Origin of the sequence: Burkholderia diffusa, assembly GCF_001718315.1 — a bacterium.
Lineage (GTDB): Bacteria > Pseudomonadota > Gammaproteobacteria > Burkholderiales > Burkholderiaceae > Burkholderia > Burkholderia diffusa_B.
This window is the reverse complement of sequence record NZ_CP013363.1, coordinates 2415396-2433785: the sequence shown is the minus strand read 5'-3', so window position 1 is coordinate 2433785 and position 18390 is coordinate 2415396. Positions and strand designations below refer to the sequence as shown.

The following is an 18390-nucleotide window of genomic DNA, read 5'->3' as shown; positions in this document are numbered from 1 at the left end:
GGCGCGGCCGGGGCCAAGGATAAACCATTCCGCGCGGCCGTCCTCAAAACAGGAGGGAAATCGGATGCTCGGCAACCTGGAACTCGTGATGCGGCTGGTTCTCGCGGCGGCGCTCGGCAGTGTCATCGGCTTCGAGCGGGAGCGCCTTTCGTGGGCGGCCGGCTTGCGCACGCACATGCTGGTCTGCGTCGGCTCGACGCTCATCATGATCGTGTCGGCGTTCGGTTTCGCCGATGTGCTGGGCAGCAGCGACCACATTGTGCTCGATCCGTCGCGGATCGCCGCGCAGGTGGTATCGGGCATCGGTTTCCTCGGCGCGGGCTCGATCCTGCTGCGCGGCGAGATCGTGCGCGGGCTGACGACGGCCGCGAGCCTGTGGTCGGTCGCCGCGATCGGCCTCGCGGTGGGCGGCGGCCTGTACGTCGCGTCGATTTCCGCGACGATCATCATCCTGATCATCCTGGCCGGCATCAAGCCGCTCGAGCGGCGCTACTTCACGGTGCGGCAGCGGCGTCAACTCGCGCTGACGGTGGTGAGCGGCGCGCTGACGTTCGATTCGCTGCACGCGGCCCTCGGCCCCGACAGCGCGCGCGTGAAGCAATTCATCGTGCAGCGCGCCGACGATGGGGGCGAGCACGACGAGGTGCGCATCGCGCTCGCGCGCGTGTCCGATCTCGAATACCGCGCGATCTGCGACAAGCTGCGCGCGCTTTCGTGCGTGACGCGATTCGAGGAGGGCGGCGGGTTGTTGGGTGACGAATAGACGGCATCCGATCGGCCGGATCGGCGATCGGTCATGCGACAATGGCCGGTCACTGATTCCGTTCGACATCCGGCTCCGCGTTCGCGGGCCTGTAATCCGACTCCATGACCGAATCCGTTTCCCTGCCTCGCTCCCGTTCCCGCGCCGACCGCTCGTCGGCTCGTTCGCGTCCGCGTGCCGTCGCGGCCGCGGCAGACACCGCCGCCAAGGCAATCGCGCGGTCCGGCAACGCGACGGGCGGCGATGCGCCGCGGGACGAACGCACGCTCGATCTGTTCGGCGATCCGGTGGTCGAGCCGGCCGCGCGTGGGCCGGTGGTCTCGCGCGGCGACGGGGGGATGGACGCCGACACGGTGGACGCCGTCGCGGACAGCGATGACGCTGGTCGGCAGGCAATGCTGGAGGGGTTCGGCACGCCGGGCGTCGTTGCCGGTGCGGTCGAGCCGGCGCCTGACGTTGCGAAAACGGCGGAGTCTGCGTCGGCGCGTGGAATCGGCGAAGTGGTCGATGTCGATGTTGATGCCGTGCGTGCGTCCTCTGCCGATGCAGCGAAGCCCGGCGAGGCGCGGCTGCCCGATGGTGCCGCCGCGACTGCAGCCGATGAGCCCGCAACCGACGGCGGCCAGATGATGGCCGGTAGTGTGGCGCAAGCCGGCGACGCGGCCGGGACGCACGCCGATCGTTCGACCGCGAATGCCGGAGCGGCAGAAGGTGCGGCCGATGCGGTCATCGGCGACCGATCCGTGAACGCGGGCAGTGAGCGCGAAGGCGCTGCCACGCCGGTCACGCGCGACGAAGCAGTGCGGGCGCCCGGCGAGACCACGAAGGGCCGTCGCGCATCCTCCGGCGGCAAGCGCCGCGTGGCCGCAGGCGTACGCGAAGCGGCAGCGGCGCGTAGCGCGCCGGAAGTGGCATCCGTCGACGCGGCGTCGGAAGCGGCCCCGGCGCAGCATCCCGCGCCATCCACTGAACCGTCCACGACTGCCGAACCGGCCGCGCCCGCCGGCGCCGCGATTGCCCGTGACGCTGCGCGAGCAGCTGTAGCGCCCGCCTCGCCGATCGTGCAGCCCGTTGCCTCCGCGGCGTCCTTCGTGACGAAGCCGTCGGCGGACCGTGCGCAACCGGCCACGTCGAGTGCGTCCGCCTTCGATCCGGACACGCAACTTCGCCCGCTGTCGGACCGGCTCGTCGCGCTGCAGGCCGAGACTGCCGGCATGAAGCAGGCGGCCGATCGCGAGATGCGGCGCGTCAACCGGTTGCTGCTGGCGCTGGCGATCGTCGTATTCGCGGGGCTCGTCGCGCTGGTGCTGCAAACGCGGCAGATCGCGCACCTGAAGCAGGAACTTGACGCCCGGCAGCAGCGGATCGACCGGCTGGCTGCCGATCTGTCGACCCAGCAGGCCACGCTGATGACGCTCGCGGAACACCACGAAGCGATGCTGTCGCAAGTTGACCGGTTGCAGCGCAATGCGAATCGCGAGGCGGCGGCCGCGAAGCGCGCGCGTCGAACGCGTTAAATCTTCCGACCCTACCTGCAAACCCCGATGTGGCAACGCACGTCGGGGCGGGCCATCGATCGGCCGTGGCGCGGGTGCGGCAAACTGATGCGGTGCGCTGGCAGAGTTCAGGGAAAACCCTTAGAATGGCATCCATCTAAGGGAAAACCCTAGCGCCATCTGTCAGGAGTCTCACATGAGCTTCATTCTTGCCCTGCTGCAAAAGATCGACGACCTGTTCGTCTCCCCGCACCTGCCGCTCGACGCGGAATATTCGTACGCTGCGCGTCGCGCCGAAGCCGAGCGCGTGCGTCGTGCGAATCTCGTGCCGATCGTCCTGTACCGTCGCTGATTCGCTGATTCGCTGATTCGCTGATTCGCTGATTCGCTGATTCGCTGATTCGGCGCGGCGTTTGCCGACACTGCGTGCCCGCTTTCCACCGCCGCATCGCGCGCCGGTGCGACCGTCCCGCTACACTGGAAGTCCGACTTCCCTCGCGACACCCGGACCATGCTGCAGATGCGGCCGATGACGGCCGGTGAATTCCACGCATACCGCACGCGCGCCATCGACGGCTACGCGCACGATCTCGTGTCATCCGGGCAGAACACGACCGAGGACGCGGCGAGCCGCGCCCGGGCCTGTTTCGATACGCTGTTGCCCGACGGCCTGCTCACCTCCGGCCAGATACTTGTCCAGCTGATCGACGCCGCTAGCGGCGACACGGTTGGCGATCTCTGGTATGCGATCGTGCCTGAAGGGCCGAACCGTACGCTGTTCATCTACGATCTCGACATCGTCCCGACCCGGCGCCGCCAGGGCTGGGCTACGCGCGCGCTCGACGCGCTCGAGGCCGAGGCGCGCCGTCATGGCATCACCGAAATCGGGCTGTCGGTGTTCAATCACAACACGGCTGCCCGTGCACTGTATCGGGCGTGCGGCTTCGTGCCGATCACGACGACGCTGATCAAGCCGGTCGTCCAGGGCTGAAGCCCGTATGTGCGTGCGCTGGTGACGCGCGTTGCCGTTTTCCCGGCCTCGTCCGGCGATCTGTCCGGACGCAGCGCATTCGATTTGCGCCCCGCCGTTCGGCAAACCATTCCCGATACGACAAGCGCCGGGCGTCCGTCGGACGGCTCGACGCCCGCCGTCGCCCGCATCACCGTGCGCGGCCTTTCCATCTCCGCAACAGCAACGCGTTCGTCACGACGCTCACGCTGGAGAACGCCATCGCCGCCCCCGCGATCACCGGATTCAGCCAGCCGAGCGCCGCGAGCGGCACGCCGATCAGGTTGTAGACGAACGCCCAGAACAGGTTCTGCTGGATCTTCCGATACGTCCGCTTCGAGATGTCGATTGCGTCGGCGACGAGCGCCGGGTCGCCGCGCATCAGCGTGATGCCGGCCGTATGCATCGCGACGTCGGTGCCGGTCGCCATCGCGATGCCGACATCGGCCGCGGCGAGCGCGGGCGCGTCGTTGATCCCGTCGCCGACCATTGCGACGATTCCGCCGTGCGTGCGTTTCAGTTCGGCCACCACGCGCGCCTTGTCGTCGGGCAGCACCTGCGCATGCACTTCGCCGATCCCGAGTGTCGCCGCGACGGCCGCCGCGCTGCCGCGATTGTCGCCCGTAACAAGCACGCTCGCGACGCCGCGCGCCGCCAGTGCCGCGACCGCGTCGCGCGCGCCGGGCTTCACGGTGTCGCCGAATGCGATCAGCGCGAGCAGCGCGCGCGGCGCGTCGGCACGCATCAGCCATGAAATCGTGTTGCCCGCGCGTTCGAGTTCCGCGGCACGCGCGTCGAGTTCGGGCGGCACGACGATGCCGAGTTCGTCGCGCCAGCGGGTGCTGCCGAGTGCGAGACGCTGCCCGCCGACGCGCGCCTCGACGCCGCGTCCGGCCACCGCGCGCGCATCGGCCGCGACGATCTCGGTCGAACCCGTGCCGCCGTGGGTCACGACGTCCGCATCGTGCGCGGCGACCACGGCGCGAGCGAGCGGGTGGTCGCTTTGCCGCTGGACCGCGGCCGCGAGAGCGAGCGCTTGCTCACGTGGAATGTCGACGGCGTCGAATGCCGTCACGGACGGTTTGCCTTCGGTCAGCGTGCCGGTCTTGTCGAACGCGATCACCGTGGCGCGCTGCGCGAGTTCGAGTGCCTGGGCGTCCTTGATCAGCACGCCATGGCGGGCCGCGACGCCGGTGCCCGCCATGATCGCTGCGGGCGTCGCGAGGCCGAGCGCGCACGGGCACGCGATGACGAGCACCGCGACCGCGTTGAGTGTCGCCGTCTCGATGCCGGCGCCGGCGATCAGCCAGCCGACCAGCGTCAGCACGGCGATGCCGAGGATCGCCGGCACGAACACTTCGCTGACGCGATCGACGAGCCGCTGGATCGGCGCCTTTTCCGCCTGCGCGGATTCGACGAGGCGGATGATGCGCGCGAGCGTCGTCTCCGCGCCGATCGCGGTGGTTTCGACGACGAGCGCGCCTTCGCCGTTGATCGAGCCGGCCGTGACCGGATCGCCGTCGTCCTTCGGCACCGGCAGGCTTTCGCCGGTGATCAGCGATTCGTCGACGTGCGAGCGGCCCGACACGATCCGCCCGTCGACGGGCACCCGCTCGCCGGGACGGATGCTGACGATCGTGCCTACGCGCACCTGCGCCAGCGGCAGGTCGCGTTCGACGCCGTGCTCGACGACGCGAGCGCGGTCGGGACGGAGCGCATTCAGCGCGCGGATCGCCTCGGTCGTCTGGCGTTTCGCGCGCGCTTCGAGCCATTTGCCGAAGCGCACCAGCGTGATGATGACGGCCGATGCCTCGAAATACAGGTGGCCGGGGTGCGCGGAGTCGCGCAGCAGCATCCACAGGCTCAGGCCGAACGCGGCCGACGTGCCGAGCGCGACGAGCAGGTCCATGTTGCCGGTGCGTGCCTTCACGGCGTGCCAGGCGGCGCGGTAGAAGCGCGCGCCGAAACCGAACTGGACGATCGACGCGAGCACGAGCTGCAGCCAGCCGGGCAGCATCGCGTCGACGCCGAACGGCCCGACGAGCATCGGCACGACGAGCGGCGCGCTCAGCACGGCCGAGCCGATCACGAGATTGCGTTCGCGGATCGCTTCGCGGCGCTTGCGGGCGTCGGGGGCTTGCGCGGGTTCGCCGGCGCGGGCTTCGGCGTCGGCCAACACGCCCGCGTCCGGTGCAGCGGCGAGCGACGCCCGATAACCGGCCGTCGCGACCGCCGCGATCAGCGTGGCGGCGTCGAGCGCGCCGGTGCCGTGTACCGAGGCGCGTTCCGTCGCGAGATTGACCGACGCGTGCGCGACGCCAGGCACGGCGGCCAGCGCCTTTTCGACGCGTCCGACGCAGGAGGCGCACGTCATGCCTTCGATGTCGAATTCGAGATCGCGGGAAGCGGCCGGCGGCGCGGCGACCGGCGTCGCACCGTAGCCGGCTTGCCGCACCGCGTCGGCCAGTTGCGACGCGGAAACGTCCGGTGCCGCGTCGATGGTCGCGCGCTCGGTGGCGAGGTTGACGGACGCGCGCGTGACGCCGGGCACCTTCGCCAGCGCCTTTTCGACGCGCGACACGCACGACGCGCAGGTCATGCCGTCGATGTCGAGTTCGATGCTGGCGGCGGGCGCGGGCTGTGCCGTCGTCGCCGTTGCGGCTCGGGCGTTTGCGTGCTCGGCGTGCGCGGTCGCAACGGCTTCGACAGCCGCTTCGCGCACGGCTGCCCGATAGCCGGCGGCATCGACCGCGGCGACGAGCTGTGCGGGCTCGACGGTCTCCTGAGCGGTCACCGTCGCCGCATGCGCGTCGAGATCGACCGCGGCCTCGATGACGCCCGGCACGGCGGCCAGCGCACGCTGCACGCGGCCCGTGCAGCCGTCGCAATGCATGCCGTCGATGGTCAGTTCGATCGTTTGCATGGCGGCGGAGGCGAGTGGTTCAGTCATGTCCGATTCCCCAAAAGCGCGGTTCGTGCCGCGAATGACGCCAGTATCAACATTCCCATGATGGGAAGGTCAAGGGGCGATGCGATACAGGATGGTGCGGCCGGCCGATCCATTCTCGCGCGTCGTGCCGCCTCGTGCAGGCGGTGAGCGGCTTTCGAGGGGGCCGGATCAATCGAAGTCCTGGCTGACGACGAGCCGGCTACCGCTCCGCCCGATATTCGGCATATTGGGGGATGCCCTTAGGCGCTATGATACCGGCCTGACATCAGCGTCCGCCCCGCAAAGCGGCAATCGGGCACGCTGGGGTGCCTTGCTTTCGCCGATCGTGAGTCGAACAAGGCGTTGACTGACAAGAACGATATTCGGCCAGTACTCAATGATTGAAAACCTACGAGAATCAATTTCTCTGCGGCGCGCGGCAGGCGCGTCGCTGGCTCTGGCGGCACTGCTGACGGGATGCGCGTCGCAACCGGATGCGATTCAGCGGAAAACCGGCTGGATGCGTGCCGAAGTGGCCGACTCCTATGTATACGCCTATCCGCTCGTGCTGATGGACGTCGCGAAGGAAGCCGCGACGGGCGGCGACGGCGCGCAGCCGGGCCAGGCGCCGCTCAACACGCTGCGTCACGCGCAGGCGCTGCCGCCCGTCGGTGCGCTCAATCCGCCGCTGCCGGGCGTCGACACGCTCGACTCGACCGGCTGGCTCGACGTCGGCGCCGAGCCGGTGATCGTGACGCTGCCGGATACCCGCGGCCGCTACTGGGATGCCCGCGCGCTCGACATGTGGACGAACGTGCTGTGGTCGTCGTCGAGCGTGGCGGCGCGCGGCGCTCGCGGCGCCGCGCGATCGCAAACGATTGCCTTCGCCGCGAAGGGCTGGCAGGGCACGCTGCCGAAGGGCGTATTGCGTATCGACGTGCCGTCGGCGAACGCATGGCTCGAAGTGCGGCTGCAGACGAGCGGCGGGCGCGACCTCACGAACGTGAAGAAACTGCAGCGGGCGATCCGCGTGGTGCCGCTGTCCGTCTATACGGGCAGCATGCGCGGCGCGTCGGTCGCGGTCCATGCGGGTAGCGCGCCGTCGGAAGCGGCGAGCGGCGGCACGCCGGCCGAGCAGGTGGCCGCGCTCGACCCGAAGGCGTTCTTCACGCGCTTCGCGCAGGCGCTGCAGGACAATCCGGCACCCGCCGACGACGCGCACGCGAACGAATTGCTCGGTGACATCGGCGTGTCGGCCGGTTACCCGGTGCTGTGGACGGGCGATCGCCTGAGCGCCGCGACGGCCGGTGTCGCCGAGGCACGCGCGCGGCTCGCGACGCCGCCGTCGAACCTGCTGAGCGCGAACGGCTGGAGCTGGATCGGCGACACGGCCGGCAAGTACGGCCAGGACTATGCGCTGCGCGCGTACGCGGCGTACACGCAGTTCGGCACGGCGACGCGCGACGACGAGACGCTCGCGCTCGTGCGTGTCGACAGCGACGGCCACCCGCTGAACGGCGCGAACCGCTACGTGCTGCACTTCGCGCCGGGCGCGCTGCCGCCGGTGCGTGGGTTCTGGACGCTCACGCCGTACGCGACGAACGGCTCGCTGCCCGATGTCGGCTCGGCGCGCCGCTCGCTCGGCGACCGCGACCGGCTGCGCCGCAATCACGACGGCTCGATCGATGTGGTCGTGTCCGCGTCGCCGGGCGGCACGCACGCGGCCAACTGGCTGCCGGCGCCACGCGCCGATTTCGCGCTCGCACTGCGACTCTACGCGCCGAAGCCCCAGGCGAGCGACGGCTCGTGGATGCCGCCCGCCGTCGTCCGAAAATGAACCGACGGGCGCCGCCACTGTCCGATCCGCGGGCGCGGCGGCCTCGCCCGAACGTCGTTCCGTCACCACCTGAGCCTATACTTTCGGGATAGCGTGCGTGGCCGTACCGGTCTTCCGGCGCGGCCCGGCATCCATTCCCGAGGCATCCAAGCATGTCAAGCGCAGACAAAGAAACCGTACCCTCGACCCTCCATGCCCTCGGCGGCGTTGCACGCTCGCGCCGGACCCGGCGTATCGGCCTCGGCGTGCTGATCTTCCTCGTTTTATTCGGACTGCTCGGATTCTTCGCAGCGCCGCCACTGATCCGCCACATCGCCGAACAGCAACTGAGCCAGCAGCTCGGCCGGCCGTCCACCATCCAGCGCATCGCGCTGAACCCTTACACGCTGAATCTCGAAGCCGACGGCGTGCACGTCGGCGAGCGCGGCGGCCAGGGCGACTTCATCGACATCGGCAAGCTCGTCGTGCGGCCGTCGTGGGCGTCGCTGTTCCGCGGCGCGCCGATCGTCAACGAATTGCGCGTCGACTCGCCGCGCTTCCACGTCGTCCGCTACGACGCGCAACGCTTCAACTTCACCGACCTGATCGAGAAGTTCTCGACGCCGTCCAAACCCGAAAGCAAGCCGACGCATTTCTCGGTGTCGAACATCCAGGTCAACGATGGCCGGATCGACTTCGACGACCGCCTGCTGAACGAAAAGCACGTAGTCGACAACTGGACGCTCGGCATTCCGTTCATCGCGACGCTGCCGTCGAAGACCGACATCTTCGTGCAGCCGAAGCTGCGCGCCCGATTCGACGGCAGCCCGATCGCGATCGACGGCAGGACGAAGCCGTTCGCGCTGTCGCGTGAGTCGGAAGTCGCGCTGAAATTCGACCGGCTCGACGTGCCGAAGCTGATTTCGTACGCGCCGGCGAAGCTGCCGGTGATCGTCGCGAGCGGCCTGCTGAGCAGCAATCTCACGCTGAACTTCGTGATGAGCGGCGACACGCCGTCGCTGCGCGTGTCGGGCACCGTGGATTTCAACGACGCGAAGGTGACCGACCGCGCGTCCGCGCCGCTGTTCGCCGCACGCGGCGTGCACGTCGCGGCCGCCGGTCTCGAGCCGCTGCGCAATGCGCTGCATTTCGACGAGATCCGGCTCGACCAGCCGGTCGTCGACCTCGCGCGCGACAAGCAGGGGGGGCTGAACGTCGAGAAGCTCGCCGGGCCGTCGGTCGCCGCGCCGAAGGCCGACGCAGGCAAGCCGGCCGCATCGACCGTCGCCGCTGCCAGCGCCGCGAGCGCCGCGAGCGGCGCGAAGGTTGAAACCGTGGCGAAGGAAGCGCCGCCGCTCGACCTGACGATCCGTCATTTCGCGATCGACGGCGGCACGATCAACATCGACGACCGCGTGCCCGCGACGCCGACCGCGATGTCGCTGACGAAGCTCGCCGCGACGCTCGACGGCTTCACGTTGCAGGGCAAGACGCCCGCGAAATACACGCTGTCGACGTCGCTGTCGCGCGGCGGCGACGTGAAGGCCGAGGGCGCGTTCAGCCTGGCGGCGAAGCAGGCCGACACGAAGCTGACCGTCGACGCGCTCGCGCTGCCGGCGCTGCAGCCGTATCTCGGCGAGGCGACCCGCGCGCGCGTGCTTGACGGCACGCTCGGCGCGAGCGTCAACGCGAAGGCCGACTGGGGCAAGACGCCGCTCGACGCGCAGGTTGCCGACAGCACGGTGAGCCTGAAGTCGCTCAAGCTCGCGACGCCGGACGCCAAGACCCCCGCGATCGTGCTGCCCGATGCGAGCGCGAAGATCGCGAAGGTCGACGTCGCCGCGCGCACCGCGGAAATCGCGAGCGTCGACGCGACCGGGCTCGCGCTCGACGTGAAGCGCCTGAAGGACGGCAAGATCGACCTGGCTGCGCTGGGCGAACCCGCGCAGGCGGCGGTGCCCAGGCGCACGGTCGCGCGCAAGGCCGAGGCGGCCGCGCCGTCGTGGCATTACCGGATCGACGCGCTGAACGTGAAGGAATCGTCCGCGAACTTCACGGACCTGTCGACGCCGCGCCCGGTGAAGCTCGCGATCAAGCCGCTCGACCTGTCGGTGCAGAAGCTCAGCGACGACATGACGAAGTCGCTGCCGGTGCAGCTGAAGGCGACGCTGAACCGCAAGGGCTCGGTGAACGTGTCGGGCGACGTGACCGCGCAGCCGCTGAAGCTCGGCCTGAAGATCAACGGCAACCGGCTCGATGCGGCCGCGTTCGAGCCGTACTTCGGCAGCGCGCTGAACGCGACCATCGCAAGCGCACTGCTGAACGCGCAGGGCAACCTGACGTTCGCGCAGGTGAAGGACGCGCCGCGCGCGACCTATCGCGGCGATGTCGCGCTGGTCGACGTGCGGATGCTCGACAAGGCGACGTCCGACCCGTTCGCGGGCTGGCGTTCGCTCGCGCTGTCGAACCTGAAGGTGAACTACGACGAAAAGGGCACCGACGTCGACGCTTCGCGCGTGACGTTCTCGAACTTCTACGGCCGCGTGCTGCTCGATGCGCAGGGGCGGCTGAACCTGAAGGACGTCATCGCGAAGGAGACGGGCCCCGCGCAATCGCTGACGCGCGACGCGAGCAAGAGCGAACCGGTGCCGCTTTCGCCGGGCGTGACGCCGCCGGCCGCCGCGCAGGCCGCGGCCGCGCAACTGGCGTCCGCGCCGGCTGCCGCATCGGCGACGGTCGTCGTGAAGGCCGCGCCGCCGCCGCAGAATCCGGTGCGCATGCATTTCGGCCAGCTCGTGCTGCAGAACGGCCGCGTGACCTACACCGACAACTTCATCAAGCCGAACTACACGGCGAACCTGGTCGCGATCAAGGGGACGGTCGGCGCGTTTGGCACGGACTCGACGACGTCCGCGCCGGTCGACGTCGCCGCGAACCTCGCGGGCAACGGGCCGATCTCGATCAAGGGCTCGGTGAACCCGCTGATCGACAAGCCGGCGCTGGATCTCACGGCGACCGCGCACGATATCGAGCTGACCAACCTGACACCGTATTCGGCGAAGTACGCCGGCTACCCGATCACGAAGGGCAAGCTCAACGTCGACCTGCATTACCAGCTCGCGAACGATCAGTTGCAGGCGAACAACCACATCTTCATCGACCAGCTCACGTTCGGCGATCACGTCGAAAACGACACGGCGACGAAGCTGCCCGTGAAGCTCGCGATCTCGCTGCTGAAGAACACGCGCGGCGAGATCGACGTGAACCTGCCGGTGTCGGGCTCGCTGTCGAATCCGGAGTTCAGCGTCGGCGGGCTGATCTGGCGCGCGGTGCTGAACCTGATCGCGAAGGCGGTCACGTCGCCGTTCACGCTGCTCGCAAATGCGTTCGGCGGCAGCGGCGGCGAGGATCTCGGCTACGTCGAGTTCGCGCCGGGCTCTTACGCGCTGACCGACGCGCAGCAGAAGAAGCTCGACACCGTCGTGAAGATGCTGACCGAGAAGCCGTCGATCCGGCTGGACCTGATCGGCCGCGTCGATCCGGCGAAAGACACGCCGGGGCTGCGCGACGCGTACGTCGAGCGGCTGGTGCGTCAGCAGAAGCTGAAGGACGTGGTCGGCCAGGGCGAGAGCATCGATCCGATGTCGGTGAAGGTCGAACCGGCCGAGTACACCAAGTACCTGACGCGTGCATACAAGGCCGCCGACTTCAAGAAGCCGCGCAACCTGATCGGCCTGCAGAAGACGCTGCCCGATGAGGACATGAAGAAGGCGCTCGCCGATCACGCGCCGGCCGACGACAATGCGCTGCGCGCGCTCGCGCAGCGGCGCGCACAGGCCGTGCGCCAATACCTCGACGGCAAGATCGATTCGAGCCGCATGTTCGTCGTGGCGCCGAAGCTCGATGCGAAGGGCATCGAGGACAAGGGCGCGACGACCCGCGTCGACTTCGGCCTGCAGTAAGCCGCATCACGTCATCAGCCGCCGCCGCGCCCGACCGGCAATCGGGCGCGGCGGCGCGCGTTCCTTTCAGCGCTCGGCGATCGCCGGTTCGCGCTTGTCCAGTTCCTTCCGCGCGGCCAGCGGCAGACGCGCGTCGTCCCACTGCGTCAGCCACTCGACTTCCTTCGCGGTGAACACCTGGCCGTAGTTGCGCAACGCGTACTGCAGCGCGTCGACGACGTGATGGCGAATGATTTCGGGGGTGCGTGCATCGTCCAGCACGAACCGGAGAGCTTCCAGGGTCGACATACTCGTGCTCCGGGTCAGGGAAAACCCTTTATCACACGCCAATAGTCATGCGCCAAGCGCGAAAAAAAATCGCGTCGCAGGCGGTGGCGCGCGGCATGCACCGGTCCGGTGCGGAGCTGGGCGCACGCGTCGCTTCGCCTTGTTGTGCGACCGCGTCATGTCACTTGCGATTGGTTACGTTTGATAGAAAACAGAAAGCCCCGCTTCATCGGACCGCCGCACGATCCGGCCATATTTTGCGCGCCTGATGGCAGGTCACGCAGTTCAACGTCAATCGATGAGGTGGGGTGATGATGTCTTTCCTTGGTAAGCAACGGAAGCTGGTGGCAATGGTGGCGGGCGCGCTGGCACTCACGGGCGCCAGCGCCTATGCGGCGCAGCAGGATGGCAACGGTCAGGGCAACGACGCCGGCCATGGCCGGCGCGTCGTGAAGCACGTGCTGCTGATCAGCGTCGACGGCCTGCACGAGCAGGATCTCGCGCGCTGCATCGGCGCGAACACGTGTCCGAACATCGCGGTGCTCGCGCAAAACGGCGTCACGTACACGAATGCCTATACGCCGGGCCTGTCGGACTCGTTCCCGGGGCTCGCCGCGCTCGTGACGGGCGGCTCGCCGAAGACGGCCGGCCTGTTCTACGACGTGTCGTACGATCGCAACCTGTACGCGCCGAGCGACACGACCTGCTCGGGCAAGCAGGGCTGGAACGTGGTGTTCGACGAGACGACCGGCATCGACGCAATGAACGGCGGCGCGCTCGTGCACCTCGACGGCGGCGGCGCGTTCAATCCGCAGGCGATCCCGCACGCGAAGGTGAATGGTCAGTGCGTGCCGGTCTATCCGCACAACTACGTGAAGACCAACACGGTGTTCGAGGCCGTGAAGGCCGGCGTGCCGAACGCATACACCGCGTGGGCCGACAAGCATGCGTGGGGCTACGACTGGCTGAACGGCCCGTCGGGCACCGGCGTCGACGATCTGATGCGTACCGAGATCAACTCGATCGACCCGGCGACGAACACCGCTTACACCGACGTCTATTCGCACACCGCGCGCTTCGACAACTTGCACGTGCAGGCGCTGGTCAACCAGATCGACGGCCGCGACTCGACCGGCACGAAGAACGCGCCGGTGCCGACGCTGTTCGGCGCCAACTTCCAGACGCTCAGCGTCGCGCAGAAGGCGCCGGTCGCGAAGGGCGGCGGCTATCTCGACGCGAACTTCACGCCGAACGGCCAGGTCGCGAACGCGATTACCTACGTCGACAACTCGATCGGCCGCATCGTCAACGAGCTGAAGCAGCGCAACCTGTACACGTCGACGGCGGTGATCGTCACGGCGAAGCATGGCCAGTCGCCGACCGATCACACGAAGCTCGTGAAGAACGGCGACACGCTGACGAAGCTGCTCGAAGCGAACGACTATCTCGACCCGAACGGCAACTTCGGCCAGAACAACACGACGACGGGCAACCTGAACGACGGTTCGGGCCTGGTCGGCACGGGCTTCGTGCAGACCGACGACGTCGGCCTGATCTGGCTGCGCGACCGCAGCCAGCGCACGGCCGTGGTGCAGACGCTGAAGGCGAACCTCGGCTGCAATGCGCCGGGGATCTGCGCCGACGGCCCGCACGCGTACGTCCTGTACGGCGCGGCGCTGGCCGACCAGTTCGGCGATCCGGCCAACGGCCGCACGCCGGACATCGTCGTCCAGCCGAATCCGGGCGTGATCTACACGTCGAGCACGAAAAAGGACGAGGAACACGGCGGCAACGCGCCGGACGACAGCCACCTCGGCCTGCTCGTGGCGTATCCGGGCCTGCACCGCGCGCGCACCGTGAGCGATTTCGTCGGCACGAAGCAGGTTGCGCCAACGATCCTCGGCCTGCTCGGCGCCGATCCGAAGCTGCTGCACGCGGTCGTGGCCGAGAACACGCACGTGCTGCCGGGGCTCGGCATCGACCACTGACGCAACGTGACGGGCGGCACGACGGCGCCCGTGGCGCGTCGCCGTGCCGTTCAGCCGTGCCCGGCGATGTCGGGCACGCTCAACGGTCCGCGCATTCGTCGAGCATCCATTCCCTGAAGCGCCGCAACGCGGCGCTCGTCTCGAGACGCTCCGGCGCGCAGCACAGGTAGTGCCCCTGCGCGTCGACGTCGACCGGCGCGTCGAACGGTTCGACGAGCGCGCCGCTCGCGAGCGTATCGACGATCAGGAAGCGCGGCACGAGCGCGAGTCCGAGCCCGGCTTGCGCGGCCTGGATCAGCACCGAATATTGTTCGAAGCGCGGCCCCGCCAGCGCGTTCATCCCGGCGACGCGATGGCGCTCCGCCCAGAGGGACCACGCGATCTCCGCCTGCTCGTGCACGAGCCGCGGCGCGGCGGCTGCGTCGGCGGGCGTGCATAGCGCATGGCGCGCCGCGAATTCGCCGGAACAGACCGGCACGAACGTGCGGCCGTCCAGGTAATCGCACCGGACGCCTTCCCACGCGCCGTCGCCATAGCGTATGGCCGCGTCGAGTCCGAACGGAAACACGTCGCCGTGCGCGAGATGGCGGCGAAAACTCAGCGTGACCTCCGGCGCGCCGGCCAGAAAGCGCGCGAGGCGCGGCACCAGCCACTTCGTCGTGAAGGTCGGCACGCTTGCGATCGTCAGCAGGTCGCTGTCCTCGCGCGCGCTCAGCAATTCGATCGATGCGTTGCCGATTTCGCGCAGCGGGCCGATCACGCGCGCGTGATAAACCTGCCCGGCCCGCGTGAGGGCGAGGGTGCGCCCCTCGCGCACGAACAGCTTCACGCCGAACATCGATTCGAGATTCGCGATCTGGCGGCTGACCGCACTCGGCGTCAGGCCGAGCTCGCGCGCCGCATACGAGAAGTTCAGGTACTTCACGGAACTCGCGAACGCTTGCAGCTCCGCAACGTTGGGAAACAGGTGCTTCACGGCGAACTATTCCTTGCGCGCACAGATCGATGCGGGCGTTGTACGTTTTTTTCATGACGATGCCATGTCGGATCCGCACACTGCGTCCGTCGTGACAACGCGCGCCGGCCCCGTCCGGCAGGCATTGCACGACCCGTTCCGTGTTCGTCAGCGAGATTCGCCATGCATCCGCCATTCGCTTCGGCCCTTGCCGAAGCTATTCCGATTCGTCGTAACAAACGGCCGCGTGCGATGGCGGGACGCCTGCTGCTGCACGCGTTCGTCGCGGTGTTCGGGCTGTATCTCGCGTTGCCGATCGTGCTGCTGCTGGTCGGCTCGGTCGGCCAGTCGTGGACCAACACGCTGCTGCCGACCGGCATCACGTCGCGCTGGTTCGTCGATCTGGCCGCGAATCGCAGCTTCACCCGCGCATTCGGCACGAGCCTCGTGGTCGCGCTCGCGTGCTGCGCGATCAATGCCGGGCTGGCGCTGCCGCTCGCCTATGCGCTGCATCACCGCGCTCTGGCCGGCCGCGGCTTCGCGGCGCGCATCGTGATGCTGATGCCGATCGCGGTGCCGGCGCTGACGCTCGGGTTCGGCTACATCGCGATCTTCAGCGGCGATGCGCTGCCGTGGCTCGGCACGCTGCCGCTGATGATCGCCGCGCACGCCGTGCTGACGTTGCCGTACCTGCTGCAGACGCTGTTGAGCGACCTGCGCCACCTCGGCCTCGCGCAGCTCGAGGCATGCGCGGCGACGCTCGGCGCGACACCGCTGCGCCAGTTTCTGACGATCGTGCTGCCGAACCTGCGGCACAGCCTGTTCTCCGGGCTCGTGATGGTCGCCGCGCTGTCGATCGGCGAATTCCAGATCTCGAACCTCATCGCGGGCTTCCGTTACCGCAACTATCCGATCGTGCTGCTGCAGGCGTTCTACGGCGCGTCGGGGATGGCCTGCGCGGCGACCGTCGTGCTGCTCGTCCTCGCCGTGATCGCGACGCTCGCCTCCGTCTTCACCGTGCAACGCCTGAAGTGAAACCGTCATGAGTCTCGATTTCGAAAACGTCAGCTTCCAGTATCCGGGCGCCCGTCACGGCGTCGACGCGGTCACGCTGTCCGCAGCGCAGGGCGAACTGCTTGCCGTGATGGGCCGCAGCGGCTCCGGCAAATCGACGCTGCTGCGCGTCGCGGCCGGCCTGCTCGACGGCTATCGCGGCCGTATCGCGATCGGCGGCCGCGACATGGCCGGCGTGCCGGTGTGGCAGCGCGAGGTCGGGATGGTGTTCCAGCACTACGCGCTGTTTCCGAACCTGTCGGTCGTCGACAACGTCGCCTATGGCCTGAAGATGCGCGGCATGGCCGCGGCGCCGCGCCGCCGCCGCGCGCTCGAGATGCTCGAACGCGTCGGTCTTGCCGCGCAGGCCGGCCGCGGCACGGCGCTGCTGTCCGGGGGGCAGCAGCAGCGCGTCGCGCTGGCCCGCGCGCTCGTGATCGAACCGAAGCTGCTGCTGCTCGACGAGCCGCTCGCGGCCCTCGACGCCGGCATTCGCCACCAGCTGCGCGACGAAATCCGCGCGCTGCAGCGCGCATGCGGCGCGACGACGCTGCTTGTCACGCACGACCAGGACGAAGCACTCAGCATGGCCGATCGCGTGGCGATCGTCGACGGCGGACGCATGCTCCAGGCCGGCACCCCGCGCGACCTGTACGAGCGTCCGGCAACCGTGCAGGTCGCACGCTTCGTCGGCCATTCGACGCTGCTGCGCGGCCGTGTGCTCGCGCATGGCGCGGTCGACGTGCGGTTCGCGACGCTGCGCGCGGATACGGGCGCGCACCGGCCGGGTGACGCGGTCGAGGTGCTGATCCGGCCGGAACACCTGCAGCCCGATCCGCCCGCGGACGTCACGAACCGCATCGATGGCCGGGTCGGCGAGGTGCGTTACTTCGGCGCGACACAGCGCTTCGACTTCGTGCCGGCCGGCGCGGCCGACGCACTGCTCGGCGAAGGGCGCGAACTGCCCGCGCGCTGCGTGTCGATCGAGCCGCGCCATCTGCTCGTGCTGCCCGCCGCGTGAGCGCGGGCGACCCTATTCACTCAACGGAGAATCACGATGTCTGCACGCCGCAACTTTCTTCATGCGACGCGCCGCCGCCTGCTGGCGCTCTGCGCGTTCGTGACCCTCGCGCCGGCGCTGGCCCATGCCGCGCCGCTCTATCCCGGCGAGGACGCGCTGTACGAGAAGGCCGCCGATGAAGGGCTCGTCGTGTCGTTCGACACGGGTCCGGAGTGGGCGAACTGGAAGTCGCTGTTCGCCGAATTCCGCAAGCGTTACCCGAAGGTCGAGATCACGTACAACGACATCGGCTCGGCGGCCACCGTCGTCGCGCTCGACAAGTCGCGACGCCGCCCGCAGGCCGACACGGCGTATTACTTCGCGGCGTCGGCGCTCGATGCGACGGCCAGGGACGTCGTCGCGCCGTTCAAGCCGGTCAATTTCGACAAGCTGCCGGCGGTGTTCCGCGCGGCCGACGGCCGCTGGTTCGCGGTGCATTCGCTGAACATCGCGTTGCTCGTCAACAAGAAGCTCGTGAAGAACGTGCCGCAGCGCTGGTCCGACCTGTTGAAGCCGGAATATCGCAATGCGGTCGTGTATCTCGATCCGCGTTCAACCGGGCAGGGGCAAGTCGCCGTGTTCGCCGCCGCCTATGCGAACGGCGGCAGCGTCGACAACCCGAAGCCGGGCGCGGAATTCTTCGGCAAGCTGAAGCAGGCGGGCAACGTGCTGCGCGTCGAGGGGACGACGCCGTACGCGAAATTCGTCAAGGGCGAGATTCCGATCCTGATCGGCTACGAGAACGACGGGCTCAAGGCCAAGTACGTGGACGGCATGGGCGATGCGGCTGAAGTCGTGATCCCGCAGGACGGCAGCGTATCGGCGCCGTATGCGATGAGTCTCGTGAAGAACGGCCCGAATTCGGCCGCCGCGCAATTGTGGCTCAACCTCGTGATGAGCGACGTCGGGCAGGCGCTGTTCGCGCAGGGCTACGTGCGCCCGGCCGTGCCCGGCACGCCGGTGGCGCAGGACGTCGCCGCGAAGCTGCCGAACGCGCCGCAGGTGCGTCCGCTCGACGTCGCGAAGGCCGCGACGCACAAGGCCGAAGTCGACCAGCTCTGGTCGCAGGCCACGCTCGGCAAGTAAGGGGCG

General features: G+C 68.7%; 13 protein-coding genes. 10 read left to right on the top strand and 3 right to left on the bottom strand.

Annotation, left to right across the window (positions count from 1 at the left end; translation table 11 throughout):
- Positions 1 to 64 precede the first annotated feature (64 nt).
- From WI26_RS26045 to WI26_RS26035, 4 genes are all read left to right on the top strand, one after another.
- Entirely contained in the window at positions 65 to 763 is a 699-nt protein-coding gene (locus WI26_RS26045; RefSeq protein ID WP_069227656.1) for an MgtC/SapB family protein, read from the top strand.
- A gap of 104 nt (positions 764 to 867) precedes the next feature.
- The gene (locus tag WI26_RS26040; protein ID WP_069227655.1) at positions 868 to 2280 is read left to right on the top strand and encodes an FtsB family cell division protein; all 1413 of its coding nucleotides are present in this window, start codon (positions 868 to 870) and stop codon (positions 2278 to 2280) included.
- A gap of 175 nt (positions 2281 to 2455) precedes the next feature.
- Complete coding sequence (locus tag WI26_RS32800; RefSeq protein ID WP_167359264.1) at positions 2456 to 2611, top strand: hypothetical protein; 156 nt, start codon at positions 2456 to 2458, stop codon at positions 2609 to 2611.
- A gap of 159 nt (positions 2612 to 2770) precedes the next feature.
- Positions 2771 to 3250 (top strand): GNAT family N-acetyltransferase, encoded by a 480-nt coding sequence (locus tag WI26_RS26035; protein WP_059467282.1) that lies wholly within the window; start codon positions 2771 to 2773, stop codon positions 3248 to 3250.
- Positions 3251 to 3419: 169 nt separating this feature from the next.
- Here WI26_RS26035 and WI26_RS26030 read toward each other — a convergent pair whose 3' ends face one another.
- Entirely contained in the window at positions 3420 to 6218 is a 2799-nt protein-coding gene (locus WI26_RS26030; RefSeq protein WP_081334352.1) for a heavy metal translocating P-type ATPase, read from the bottom strand.
- Positions 6219 to 6594: 376 nt separating this feature from the next.
- Between WI26_RS26030 and WI26_RS26025 the strand changes: the two genes are divergently transcribed.
- On the top strand, positions 6595 to 8034 hold the full coding sequence (locus tag WI26_RS26025) for a DUF1254 domain-containing protein (RefSeq protein ID WP_069227654.1): 1440 nt from the start codon (positions 6595 to 6597) through the stop codon (positions 8032 to 8034).
- 152 nt (positions 8035 to 8186) lie between these two features.
- Positions 8187 to 11975 (top strand): DUF748 domain-containing protein, encoded by a 3789-nt coding sequence (locus tag WI26_RS26020; protein WP_069227653.1) that lies wholly within the window; start codon positions 8187 to 8189, stop codon positions 11973 to 11975.
- A gap of 66 nt (positions 11976 to 12041) precedes the next feature.
- On the opposite strand, the gene WI26_RS26015 is transcribed toward WI26_RS26020, so the two are convergent.
- Entirely contained in the window at positions 12042 to 12263 is a 222-nt protein-coding gene (locus WI26_RS26015) for a hypothetical protein (RefSeq protein WP_059448952.1), read from the bottom strand.
- 290 nt (positions 12264 to 12553) lie between these two features.
- Here WI26_RS26015 and WI26_RS26010 point away from each other — a divergent pair, with 290 nt between their 5' ends.
- The gene (locus WI26_RS26010) at positions 12554 to 14230 is read left to right on the top strand and encodes an alkaline phosphatase family protein (RefSeq protein WP_069227652.1); all 1677 of its coding nucleotides are present in this window, start codon (positions 12554 to 12556) and stop codon (positions 14228 to 14230) included.
- Positions 14231 to 14309: 79 nt separating this feature from the next.
- Here the strand turns inward: WI26_RS26010 and WI26_RS26005 are convergent, their stop codons facing one another.
- The gene (locus tag WI26_RS26005; RefSeq protein ID WP_059914163.1) at positions 14310 to 15206 is read right to left on the bottom strand and encodes a LysR substrate-binding domain-containing protein; all 897 of its coding nucleotides are present in this window, start codon (positions 15204 to 15206) and stop codon (positions 14310 to 14312) included.
- A gap of 162 nt (positions 15207 to 15368) precedes the next feature.
- Between WI26_RS26005 and WI26_RS26000 the strand changes: the two genes are divergently transcribed.
- The 3 genes from WI26_RS26000 to WI26_RS25990 are packed head-to-tail and all read left to right on the top strand — an operon-like array spanning position 15369 to position 18384.
- Positions 15369 to 16220, top strand: coding sequence for an ABC transporter permease (locus tag WI26_RS26000; protein ID WP_069227651.1), 852 nt, complete (start codon positions 15369 to 15371; stop codon positions 16218 to 16220).
- 7 nt (positions 16221 to 16227) lie between these two features.
- A complete protein-coding gene (locus WI26_RS25995) occupies positions 16228 to 17259 on the top strand; it encodes an ABC transporter ATP-binding protein (RefSeq protein ID WP_069227650.1) in 1032 nt (343 codons plus the stop codon).
- A 36-nt stretch (positions 17260 to 17295) separates the two neighbouring features.
- The gene (locus tag WI26_RS25990) at positions 17296 to 18384 is read left to right on the top strand and encodes an extracellular solute-binding protein (protein WP_069227649.1); all 1089 of its coding nucleotides are present in this window, start codon (positions 17296 to 17298) and stop codon (positions 18382 to 18384) included.
- Positions 18385 to 18390: the final 6 nt, after the last annotated feature.